This window comes from Phyllobacterium sp. A18/5-2 (genome assembly GCF_025452215.1).
Lineage (GTDB): Bacteria > Pseudomonadota > Alphaproteobacteria > Rhizobiales > Rhizobiaceae > Phyllobacterium > Phyllobacterium sophorae.
Window position 1 is genome coordinate 3,621,571 of sequence record NZ_CP104966.1, and the last position, 12,118, is coordinate 3,633,688.

General features: G+C 55.4%; 9 protein-coding genes and 1 pseudogene. 2 read left to right on the forward strand and 8 right to left on the reverse strand.

The genetic code is table 11. From position 1 onward, the window contains the following. Nucleotides 1-29: 29 nt before the first annotated feature. The 3 genes and pseudogenes from N8E89_RS18060 to N8E89_RS18070 form a co-directional block, all read right to left on the reverse strand. Entirely contained in the window at nt 30-1,622 is a 1,593-nt protein-coding gene (locus tag N8E89_RS18060) for an ABC transporter permease (protein WP_262261956.1), read from the reverse strand. Nucleotides 1,623-1,752: 130 nt separating this feature from the next. Further along, nucleotides 1,753-2,776 (reverse strand): annotated as a pseudogene (locus N8E89_RS18065) (Fe(3+) ABC transporter substrate-binding protein). A gap of 124 nt (nt 2,777-2,900) precedes the next feature. After that, nucleotides 2,901-3,968 (reverse strand): ABC transporter ATP-binding protein, encoded by a 1,068-nt coding sequence (locus N8E89_RS18070; RefSeq protein ID WP_106663021.1) that lies wholly within the window; start codon nt 3,966-3,968, stop codon nt 2,901-2,903. Between the two features lie 341 nt (nt 3,969-4,309). Here N8E89_RS18070 and N8E89_RS18075 point away from each other — a divergent pair, with 341 nt between their 5' ends. Next, complete coding sequence (locus N8E89_RS18075) at nt 4,310-5,059, forward strand: DUF1868 domain-containing protein (RefSeq protein WP_113171469.1); 750 nt, start codon at nt 4,310-4,312, stop codon at nt 5,057-5,059. Nucleotides 5,060-5,242: 183 nt separating this feature from the next. Next, nucleotides 5,243-6,235: a bile acid:sodium symporter family protein gene (locus N8E89_RS18080; protein WP_262260672.1), complete on the forward strand. Its 993-nt coding sequence runs from the start codon at nt 5,243-5,245 to the stop codon at nt 6,233-6,235. Nucleotides 6,236-6,342: 107 nt separating this feature from the next. Here N8E89_RS18080 and N8E89_RS18085 read toward each other — a convergent pair whose 3' ends face one another. From N8E89_RS18085 to N8E89_RS18105, 5 genes are all read right to left on the reverse strand, one after another. Continuing rightward, nucleotides 6,343-7,347 (reverse strand): virulence factor family protein, encoded by a 1,005-nt coding sequence (locus tag N8E89_RS18085; RefSeq protein WP_262260673.1) that lies wholly within the window; start codon nt 7,345-7,347, stop codon nt 6,343-6,345. Then, nucleotides 7,344-7,721 (reverse strand): hypothetical protein, encoded by a 378-nt coding sequence (locus tag N8E89_RS18090; protein WP_262260674.1) that lies wholly within the window; start codon nt 7,719-7,721, stop codon nt 7,344-7,346. The genes N8E89_RS18085 and N8E89_RS18090 overlap by 4 nt, the downstream gene beginning before the upstream one ends. After that, complete coding sequence (gene mprF, locus N8E89_RS18095) at nt 7,718-10,342, reverse strand: bifunctional lysylphosphatidylglycerol flippase/synthetase MprF (RefSeq protein WP_113171437.1); 2,625 nt, start codon at nt 10,340-10,342, stop codon at nt 7,718-7,720. Before mprF ends, N8E89_RS18090 begins: the two co-directional genes overlap by 4 nt. Before the next feature lie 192 nt (nt 10,343-10,534). Next, a complete protein-coding gene (locus tag N8E89_RS18100) occupies nt 10,535-11,014 on the reverse strand; it encodes a hypothetical protein (RefSeq protein WP_113171436.1) in 480 nt (159 codons plus the stop codon). Nucleotides 11,015-11,326: 312 nt separating this feature from the next. Beyond that, complete coding sequence (locus N8E89_RS18105) at nt 11,327-12,022, reverse strand: fumarylacetoacetate hydrolase family protein (protein WP_262261958.1); 696 nt, start codon at nt 12,020-12,022, stop codon at nt 11,327-11,329. Nucleotides 12,023-12,118: the final 96 nt, after the last annotated feature.

Below are 12,118 nucleotides of genomic sequence, written 5' to 3' on the forward strand. Positions count from 1 at the left end.
TCACAAATCGAAACGCTCCTTGGCCAAGGTCAGCCTTTCGGTCGTCCGACTTTCGATAGCAGGACAACAGGGAGAATTCCGATAACGACGATCGCGAGGGCGGCGATCGCGGCTTCTTCGTAGGTGCCCCTCGCCGCCTCCCCATAGAGTTGAGTTGCAAATGTCTCGAAATTGAGCGGACGCAGAAGGAGTGTCGCGGGCAGTTCCTTGACGCAATCGACGAATACCAGCAGCCCCGCCGCCGTCAGAGCTGCTTTCGAAAGCGGCAAATGAACATACCTGAAAGTGCCTTCGGTTGTTTGGCCGAGTGTCCGTGCAGCATGGTCGAACGATTGCGGAATGCGCGCCAATCCTGCTTCAGTCCCACCCGCGGAAATCGCCAGAAACCTTGCGACATAAGCATAAATGAGTGCAGCGCCAGACCCCATGAAAACAAGACCTGCAGATATGCCGAACCAGGCAATGGTGGTTTTGTCGATGAAACGATCAAGACTGCCGACAACGACCAGAACCCCGATGGCGATCACGGTTCCGGGAGCAGCATAGCCCATCGTTGAAAGCCTGTAGAACCAGGTCGCGGATGGTCCTGGCCGCAGTCGCACCGCGTAGGCGACGATAAGACCCAATATGACTACGATAACCGTCGCAGTGGCCGCGAAAACAATCGTATTTGCCGCATCGTCCAGGAATCGAGATGACACGCCCGCAAACCGGAAGCGTTTCCAAGCATGAGTTACAAGGTAGCTGGCAGGGGCAACAAATCCGATGAGTACCGGAAGGGAGCCGAGACCAAATAGCAGCAGGCCTTTTATCGCCGTCACTTTATGCGGTTCAAAATAGCGGCTGCGTTGCGCACTGATCGAATAGCGCTGTTCTCGCCGGGCCCACCGCTCGAGCGCGATGAGCGCCACCACCACGCACAGCAGCGAGAGCGCAATCTGCGCGGCACCGGGCAGATCCGACCGCGTAACCCATGTCGTATAAATTGAAACTGTCAGGGTGCGAACACCGAGGAACTCGGAGGCTCCGATATCATTCAGCGCTTCCATGAGAGCGAGACTGATTCCTACGGCAATCGCCGGGCGTGCAAGCGGCAGAGCCACGTGCCAGAAGACACTCCGCCTTGACACACCGAGGGTTCGTGATGCCTCGATCAAATTGGCTGTTTGCGTCAAGAACATCGCACGTGTTGGAATATAAACGTAAGGGTACAGCACAAACCCAAGCAAGATGATGCAGCCGGTTATAGAGCGGATATCCGGAAGCCGGAACTCGCGCGGATTTGTATAGCCGAGGAGCCAGCGAATCGTCCCTTGTAGAGAGCCTATCGGGTGCAAGATATCGAGGTAGGCATAAGCGATGATGTAGGTCGGCACCGCCAGTGGAAGCAGCAGCGCCCATTCCAGAATACCACGCCCGGGAAAGTCATAGGCAGTGACCAACCAGGCGGTAGTCGTACCGAGAATGGCGGCCAGCAGACCAACCCCGCAAAGGAGCATCACGGTGTCAGTCAGTGCCGTTGGAAGGACATTTGTGAGAAGATGAGACCATAAACCGGCAGAGCCCTGCATCGCCTGATACACGAGGGCCAAGACCGGCATCGTGACCAGAATGGCCACCATCCCAGCTGACAAAAGCCAAGCCGTTCCAGCACGACGGTACGGCCGGCTTTTGGTTGGGACAGGCGTCAAGTTTGCTTCCATTTGCGGACGTAAGAGAAAAGGGCACCCGCGGTCGAGCTCCCTCCGGTCATCAATTGTCGAAGCCGACCTTGTCGACCAATTCGCTCGCCTGTTTGCGATGCTTGACTACCTCAGTCAATGGCGTTGGATCGATCTCGAGTTTGCCGAGTGAGGCAATGATCGGATCTGTCGCTGCTCCGGCCTTTACCGGGTATTCGAAGTTCGCCTCAGCATAGATCTTCTGGGCCTCATCGGAAACGAGATATTCCAGCAGCTTGATGGCTTCTTCTTTGTTGGGGGCATGCTTGGCAACTGCAGCGCCGCTGATATTGACCTGCGTGCCTCCATCTTTGAACGTCGGCAGAATGACCTTGATGGCGTTGCCCCAGGCAACCTGTTCCTCACCACCCTTGCCCGAACGCATCAAGCCAACATAGTAAGAGTTGGCAACAGCCATATCACAAATACCGCCTAGAATATCCTTGGCGCCGTCGCGATCGCCTCCAGCGGCTTTGCGTGCGAGATTTGCCTTTACGCCTGCCAGCCACTTTTCCGTTTCTTCAGCACCATGATGGGCGATGTAGTCAGCAAAAAGCGCAGTGTTGTAAGGGTGCTGGCCCGAACGTATGCAAATTTTCCCCTTCCACTTCGGATCAGCGAGGTCTTCATAGTTGAAGGATGCGAGGTCAAGGTCCTTCGCCGCATAGAGCACCCGTGCGCGTGTCGACAGCGCGAACCAGTTACCTTGCGGATCACGCAGTTGCGCAGGTATCGATCTCGATCAGCACAGCGGAAGTGACTGGCTGGGTGACACCTTTTTCTACAAGGTCGACGAGATTGCCGGCGTCTACGGCCATAAGTATATCAGCCGGTGAGCTTTCGCCTTCCGATGCGACGCGCTCCGCAAGACCGTCCTTCAGGAAAACGGTATTGACCGCGATACCTGTGGAGTTCTTGAACGAGTCGAGCAGCGGCTGGATCAATCCGGGCTCCCGTGTCGTATAGATATTGACTTCAGCGGCGAATGCCGTGCCTCCGGCCAAAACAGCCGATCCTGCAAGCAGTATGGATTTAACGATGGAAAGTTTGTTCATTCGACCCCCCTTACCTTTGAAATGAGCACGGCAGTGCTGGAACATAATAGAGTAAAATAGTCAAGTTTTCACTGGTTCAACCAATCATAAAGATTTGATCACCAACAGGTCGACAGGTTTAAATTCAGTGTGCGCTGAATGCCAAAAGGCTTTCGGCCCGAATTGTTAGCCAGATGGTATTGGTAGTGGCCGGAAGCCGCATCATCGTGCGTACCAACAGTGGCTCGGACAAACCTTCGACCTGAACGGTCAATTGTTCCACCTCCCCGAGAAAAAGGCGGCCCGTAATACGCCCCGGGATATGTCCTTTGTCTTGGCCAACCGAAATCGCTTGTGGACGTATATATGCAATGGCCGCGCTGCCCTCGGCCAGTGTAGCTTCACATGAAAATTCCCCTATCGCCGTCTCGATACGCCCATTCCGGTATGTGCCGGGAACCTTGTTGAAGGCGCAAAAGAAGTCGGCTGCGTAGCGACAATTCGGGCGATCGTGGAGATCATACCCGGTTCCTGTCTGCACGATCTGGCCTTTTCTCATCAGAACGATCCGGTCGCCTGCTGAAAGCGCTTCTTCAGGATCATGCGTAACCATGATGACCGTCGTTCCAAGTGCTCGCAGCAGGGTCAGGGTTTCATCGCGCACCTTTTCCCTGAGGCCCCGGTCCAGGCTCGAAAACGGTTCGTCCATGAGCAGGATGCTGGGGCTGGGTGCCAACGCGCGCGCGAGTGCAACGCGCTGCTGCTCACCGCCAGATAGCATATGCGGGTAGCGTTTCATCAGCGGATACAAGCCAACGCGATCAATCATTTCCGCCGCGCGTTCGCGGGCTTCCTTTTTTGGCAGCCCCTTGAGCCCGAAGAGAACATTCTGTTCAGCGGTCAGATGCGGAAACAGTGCATAATCCTGAAACACGAAGCCAATGTTGCGGGCTTCAGGTTCAACAAATCGACTGGGTCCTGCAATTTCCTCATCCTTTAACAGCAGCACGCCACTGTCAGGCGTATCGACACCGGCAATGATTCTCAGGAGGGAAGACTTTCCGCAACCCGACTGACCCACCAGACAGATTATTTCACCCGGAACGATCGCAAGGGACACATCGCGCAGCGCCTCGGTAATGCCAAAGCGCCTGCAGATGTTGTTAAGTTCCAGCACTGCATTTGCTGGTTTTGAAGCAACCGTTCCGTCCATTTTCAATCGTTACCAGATTCTGAACTTTTCTGTTTTCATTTCTTGATCGCGCAAATCAGGTTTGAAGTCAAAAAAAGCGTGCAAGAGGATTTGGTATCCGAAGCACCTGTATAGTCGCGGTGACAGGATACGAAGCATGCTCGACACTCATTTATGATAAGATTTGTCAACTTACACAAGAATTAAGTCAGTGATACTCAAGGAAGTGAAGGCTGGTGCGCAGCCGGCGCGTCAACCGTTCATCTCGCTGTCAAGCTCGTGAGCCACCATGATGCCACGGTGCGATCTCGCATCGGTTTCATCCTTCCGCCCATGAACGCGCCAACTGTGACGGATTTCTTATGCCCCAGCCCACCAAACCATCCCTCGCCCGATACGCAGCAGGTAACAACTCCAGCGCTCCTCGCCACTTGGGAACGCGCTATGACAGGAACGGCAATTTTCTGCAGGAGCCCGGCAACACGGTTGTCTGCCATCTGATCAATGGGTCCGCATCCGAACGGGCAGTCCTTGAAGTGCGCGACCGCATTATGTCGATGCCTGACGCCAACAAACTGACTTTTACACCTGTATCCAGCCTCCACATGACGCTGTTTCAAGGCATCATCGAATATCGGCGCGCCCTGCCCTACTGGCCCGATAATGTACCCCTCGACACCGGCATCGATGAGATGACGGATCTCTATCTGAAACGCCTGCAGGGATTTGAAGGCGCCGGGTCATTCCGCATCAAGGTGATTGATGTCACGCCAGCAGGACTTACGGTCAAGGGAGCCGCCCCGGAAGACGAACGAACCATCAGGGCCTGGCGTGAGGCGCTATCAATGCAATTTGGCTACAGACACCCAGACCACGACGCATATGTTTTTCACATTACCTTCGCCTACCTCATCGATTGGCTGTCGGATGACCGCTTACCTGCATGGCAGGATCTGTTCGATGATTGCCTGGAATTGCTCGATCGCGAAGCTCCCGTCATTGAAATTCATCCGCCGGCCTTTTGCAGGTTCAATGACATGAATCACTTCGAAGAGTTGTTGATACTGGGCAATAGGCGCCTGGAAACCTCTGAAATGAGCATTGCAAAGTAGGGCAAAAGTATCGTGCAAATTCACGGCACGATCATCTCCGGAAAGCGAAGAATTGAAAGGGGAAAGGCGCGGCATGTGTGTGTTCAGCAGCTCGAGCGAGGGCTAGGATATGCAGCGTGCGTTTCCAGCCGGGCAAAGCCTGTGATAGACGAGGGTTAAATGCAATAAGTCCTGGAAAGAACCATGCGCCGCTTTCTGCCTGACACTTTCACCATCATGCTGATCGCCACGGTGATCCTCGCCTCGTTCTTTCCAGTCAGCGGCGTTGCAGCGGATTATTTCGGTTTGGCGACAAAGGTTGCCATCGGCTTGTTGTTTTTCCTGCACGGCGCGCGCTTGTCGCGTGACGTTGTCATTAAAGGTTTCCTCCATTGGAAACTCCACCTGACCATCCTTGCTGCCACCTTCATACTTTTTCCGGTGATCGGCCTTTGCGCGGGGGTTCTGGTACCGGGCATCCTGCCGCCGGCGCTCTACGCTGGCGTTCTTTTTCTTTGTGTATTGCCGTCAACGGTTCAATCTTCAATCGCCTTCACGTCTATCGCCGGCGGCAATGTACCAGCAGCAATCTGCTCCGCATCGGCGTCTAATATCTTTGGCATGTTCCTGACGCCATTGCTCGCCGGTATACTGCTTTCAGCGGGCGGTCATGCAGGATTCTCCCTTGATGCGTTGAAGTCGATCCTCCTTCAGCTGTTGGCCCCGTTCGTTCTGGGTCAGATCCTGCAACCATGGATCGGCGAATTCATTCGAGCCAAGCGCAAGTTGCTCATGCCCGTGGATCGAGGATCGATCCTTATGGTCGTTTACCTTGCTTTCAGCGAATCTGTGACCGAGGGCCTTTGGCGCACGATCTCAATCCGCGATCTCGGTGTGGTGATTGTCGTCGATGTAATAATCCTCGCCGTCGTCCTGGCCATTACGACGTTTGGCAGTCGTTGGGCGGGATTCTCAAAGGAAGACGAGATAGCCATCACCTTTTGCGGCTCCAAAAAGAGCCTTGCCAGCGGCATTCCAATAGCCACGGTTATCTTTGCCGGGCAGAGCATAGGCAGCATCGTGCTACCGCTCATGCTGTTTCATCAGATCCAGCTCATGGTCTGCGCCGTCATCGCGCAGAAGTATGCCGATGCTGCAAAGAAGCTCCAAATAGAAAACGCGCAGCCTGCCACCTAGATTTCCAGGAAAAGGGTGAAGCGGTTTTCCGTCCGGAAATGGTAATAACAAAGAGATAGAGCACTTCCGCGACGCTTTTTTAAGCGGAAGCGCTCTACGTCAGGACGTTACTTCGCTTGCCGCGCTGAAATCGCCTCCATGAGCTTGGACGCCAGCATATCGTATTTCTCGTCATAGTGATGATCGCCCTGCAGCTCGATCTTCTGAACTGCGCTCAGTGCGGGAGCGGTACAGGCAGTATCGTCCTCTTCCGAACCGTAGACGCACAAGACCTTGTCCAGCGGTAGTTTTGCTACCGCCGGCGCAACTTCATTGTCGCCTCCCATTCCGAGCCACGCACCAACCGATACCTGAAACGGCGTGGTTTCTTCCGTGCCGATCAAGCCAACAAGGCTGACGCGATCCTGCAGTTGCTTGGAAAGATAGGGCCAGGAAAACGGTATGGTGTTTGCACCGAATGAATAACCGAGCAAAACAACCGGCAATTTGCCCGTTGGATCAGCCTTCGCGACGATCCTTGAAATGTCCTTGGCGATGTCTTCTGGTTTACGCAGCGACCAGAAATAGCGGAGCGAATCCACCCCAACGACGTGAATTCCTTTTTTTGCAATGATATCACCAACGGACTTGTCAATATCGCGCCAACCACCATCTCCGGAAAAGAAAACGGCCAGATATTTTGCTTGCCCATCGCCGGCCGGAATATCCGTTATCGGCAACGACTCCGTGGAAGCGTCTTCCCTGGCAATATCAACCGCGGCATCCGCTGCCATTTGGAAACGTTCGACCTTGGTGGCACCAATCTTTTCCTGCGCCAGAAAGAATCCGGCGCTCGGCGGGCCCTTGGGGTCAATGTCAGGCTTTTCCCGGACAATCGTCGCCGGATTAGGCAGATCCGCATCGTAGGAATAACTGAAGCCCTCGCCTGCAACAGTCTCGTAGTCAGCACCTTCGCAGGATGGCAGCTTGGTCTTCAGGGCGGCGGACGGATCGACGACCACGGCGCCCGCCAGCGTCGCCGCTGGTGCGTCGGCAACGGAAGCAAAGGATATGACGCCGCCCTCGCCAATGCCAACTACCACGGGATGCATATAGGTATCGACAGCAATCATCCGTTGAGCCTCTTTGGCGACTCCTCGAGGTCGGAAACGAAATAGGTGCATTCGCCAGTATCCTGATCCAATTCCTTCCGCCACTTCTCGAGATCAACCGTCAGCACCAGAAAATTGCGGTCAAGCAGCATCTTCGTCATGGCTTCATCGTCGGGGCCAGGCCCTCCCTTTTGCGACACGAGGATGGCAATGCCGGCCGGCTTGCCATCCGGCTGCAGGAGCGGCACGTCATTTAATCGTTCCGATGAGACGAGAATTCGCTTCCCCGCCGGTCCGAAACCAAATCGCGGGAGAAGTTGAAGGGCTGCGGCAAGGACGATGCTGACAATGAGAAGGGAAAAAATGACGAGATAGGGTCTGCGCAGAAATTTCATCGTTTAAACACCTCGAAGGGGCTGCCGCTCACAAGATTCGTTGCATCAATAAGTGAACGAGGCGTTGCTAGGCCTGGGGGGCAAATCAGATAGTACGGTGTCCATTTCGGGTCGAACTTGTCCTTGAAAGCACGAAGGCCATCAAATCGATAGAACTCGGCACCGCGACGATAAATGAAAGAGCCGATCCTGTTCCATCGGGAAGCCAGATGACTATCGGAGAGACCCGAGAGCGGAGCGGCGCCAAGATTGAACCAGCGATATCCTTCCGCTTTTGCAGCCATTAGAAGATTGGCGAAAAGCCCGTCCATGATCACGCTGGATGCGTCAGGCAAGTGTCGCATCAGATCAACGGCGATTTCCTGGTTGTCTGCACCCCGCCACAAATTGGCGAATGCGACGATTGTACCTTCCTTGCGCATGACGGCGATATCGAAATTTGAAAGGTAGGCGTTCTCGAACGAGCCAAGCGAGAAACGCTTCTCGGAACCCGATTTCATTTCCAGCCAGGCGTCGGACACGCCGCGAAGTTCATCCAAAATATCCTGCGTCTGGTCTTTCGAAATGATCTCGAAGGAGATCCCTTCCTTTTCCAGCCGCCGGGCTGCGTAACGGAGCGGCTGCCGCCTGGAACCTTCCAGTGAGAAATCGCTGAGATCGACGCGGGCAACCTCGCCAAGTTTCAACGCGGTCAATCCCATGTCGAGGAACAATGGCAATCTCTCCGGTCCCACGCCATAGAATACCGTTCTCGTTCCGGTGCGGTCGGCCAATCCCCGAAACGCCCAGGCGAGGTCGGAAACCGCGCCATCGCTGCCTACGGGCTCTCCCATCGATACCAGGCTACCGCCCGAGCGGGCATACATAACAAAGCCTTCGCCCTTGGGATCCATCAGAAAGCGCTTGTCACCAAGCAAGGCGAGCGCATCGGAAGCCCTGGGGGAAGCCGCAACCAGATCAGGCACCCGTTCAGGGATAGGCTGAGCACGCAGTTTGCCCCGGCCAACCCCATTGATCACGGTATTGATCGTAATGGCGGCCAAGAATGTCAGAACCAGCACTGAAGCACGAAGGAACCGCGACGCCTGGGCATCCCAGGCAAACTCCCACCAGAGTTCATTGGCATATTCAACGTGGCGGTAGGCAAAGAAGCCGAGCCAGAGAACTGCAAATGCCGTCGTACCGATACTTGCCAGCCAGCCCCAAGTCAGTGTGAAACGCTCACCCAACGGTTTTCGGTAGAATGAATCGCGAAACAGCAGCAGCGTGCCGGCCATCAGGGTCAGCATCAGCGCTTCTTCCCAGGCGAGGCCCTTTGCAAGCGCAAAAATCGCGCCAAGACTGAAGAGCACCAAAGCAACGAACCAGGCGCGCCAGAGCCGCCGGGCGAGTCCGCGTGCCACGATCAGCAATCCCACACCAACAAAGCTCGCGCCCAGGTGCGACATTTCCAGAAACGGCATCGGCAATACGTCCGCGAGCATCTCAAGCCGGTGGTGCAGATCGGGAATGACCGCTGAGATCAAGAGAACGATACCGCCAAGGAACGCAATGCCTGCCGACAGCGGCGGGATCAGCGGCTCGAACATTCGCACTGCCGATATTGTCGGGCCGGCAAGGATGTGACGCTTGCGCAGGATCTCGGAGACCACGAAACCGGCGATCGCCACCAGGAAGGGAATAAGCGTGTAGATGGCACGGTATGCCACCAGCGCTGCAATCGCGCCGGGATTCTGACCGAGCCCCAGACCGGCAATGATCGTCGCCTCAAATGCGCCGATGCCACCTGGCGCATGGCTGACAATGCCAAGAGCCACCGCGACGACATAGACAAGCGCGAACGCCGGGATACTGTTGACGGCCCCCGCGGGGAGCAGCACATAGAGTGTTGCGGCCGCTGCCGCCACATCAACGAGCCCGGCCAACACCTGCAGCAAGGCACCTTGCGACGACGGCAGGCGGACCGAGAAACGTCCGATCTGCAGGGTTCGCTCGCGGCGGGAAAGCCAGTACAAGAGCACCGCGACCGCCACCAGAATTGAGGCGCCGATCACCTGATCCACCATCGGGCCGAACGAGACGACCCACGGGATCCTCGTTGGATCGATAACAAGGGCAACCGCGATCAGGATCGTGAACGCAAACCAGATCGCAAGCCAGGAAGTACCGATTATTCGGCCAATATCAGCGATATCGATGCCTTCGGCGGCGTAAACCCTGTATCGAAGCGCACCACCCGTCAAAAGCGAAAACCCCAGCGCATTGGAAATTGCATACCCGGCGCCGCCCGCCATCGCGGATATGTGATATGGCACCCGTCCCGGCGCAATCGTTTCGACCGCAACGACATCATACAGGGCAACGGCTGCGAAGCTGACAATCGTGAAGAATAGCGCGGTCAGCAGGACGTCATTAGGTATGGCATGCAGGGAGCGCTTGACGTCGTGAAGGGAAATTTCGCTCGACAGGTGACTTAGGACGAGCAAGCTGACAACGGCGACGGCAATTCCGAAGAATGCGAACATTGCCGATTTGGTTTTTTTGCCCCACCACGGCAGCCTTGACTGCGCGCGGGCCTCAAGTCTCTGAATTTGCTTGTCGTGGTTAGGAAGGAACGTCATTGGCGTTGTTCCGAAGTAAGAAACGGATTTAAAGGAGTTGCCAATTTCACCAGGAATTTGGGAAGGCGTCATTAGCGCTGTAATAATGGCGGGATTGCGCCCAGAATAGAGACAAAATTAAACTTCCACGCATCAAGGCGGGCCAAATTTTACACGCTGTTGTTACAATCCTATGACCAGCGCGATTCTTGATTACGTTGGGTTGAGTACCAGTTGACGATGGCTTCCAGGCGCCCTGACCCGGCCAATCGCCGCCGAAGGCGGGCTGAGTCCCATCCCTTCGGCAATGGCAGTGGCGACGGAATTGCTGTTCTGGATCAGGAACGAATACCGCAAGTTCGAAAGCCTTATCCGCGCGGCCACATCAACGGCAGCACGCCAGCGTGCGGCGATCGATGGATAGCTGCCCTCAATCAGCAGCGTCGCACGAGACGTGGGTCGCACATAAAACTCGGGACAGTACACAAGATCGCGTTTTGAATAGTCAGTGACCACGGCAGTCAACGGACCACGGATTGCGCAATAATTGAAACTCCCATCGGCATTCGCGGCGCCACCGTTGATCTCGTAAAGCGGCCTGCCCTTCTCATCGATCCAGACAACAAAATTATGGCTGGCGATCCCGGCGAAGCGGGGAATCGGATAGGAGCCAAAGAGAATGCGGTGGTTCATGAAACGGCACTTTTAAGACACAGGGTGATCGACGAATAATCCTCAATAGACTATTTATTTTCAAAGACAACACCGCCATTCTTCACAGATTTGCGAGCGTATTTTGCTTAGCCAACGCATCGTATCGCAATTGACCCGCACGCCGCCAAATTCCGCCGAAACGCCCCGATTTCCCGCTCAACTTCTCATTTTTCGGCGAAACAAACCAGCCGCCGCCCGCATAACGGCGATCAAAATTTTTTCTGGCTGTCGTGCCGTTTCAGAGACGCAACATTTTCCATTCGCTGGCAAAATGTATTTCCCGGATCAATGTCAAACGACGCGCGCCCGTATCTCGCCTATTCCGTCCACGCCGCCATGCATTTCGTCACCACGCACTACTGCCCCCACGCCTGCTGGCGTTCCGGTGTAGATAAGGTCCCCGGGCTGCAGCGTGAACAATGTCGAAAGGTAGGCAATTGTTTCCGGCACCTTCCAGATAAGTTGACCGAGGTCGCCGCGCTGCCGCTCCATTCCATTGACTTTCAACCAGACGGCACCTTTGGCCGGATGGCCGATATGCGAAGCAGGCACGATGGCCGAGCATGGCGCAGACGCTTCGAAGGCTTTGCCAACTTCCCAAGGGCGGCCGAGCTTCTTCGCCTCGCCCTGCAGGTCGCGGCGCGTCATGTCCAGACCCACGGCATATCCGAACACATGATCGAGCGCATAGTCTACGTCGATATCAGCTCCGCCCTTTCCGAGCGCCACCACCATCTCCATCTCGAAATGCACGTCATGGGTTGCGGATGGATACGGGAAATCCCGCCCCTCTGTTACAAGACAATCCGGATTTTTCTGAAAGAAGAACGGCGGTTCACGGTTTGGGTCGTGCCCCATCTCGATGGCGTGGTCGGCATAATTGCGCCCGACACAAAAGATCCGATGTACCGGAAACAACTTGTCCGAACTGACCACTCTCAAAGTCGGTTGCGGAAGCGGGTCAAAAACGAACTGATCTGTCTGCATCATCGGCCTTCGCTAATTGCAAGATATGCGGTTTTCCAGACTGCATATCGCCTACTACATGCTATAGAGATCAGACGATCGCCCGATGCAACCCGG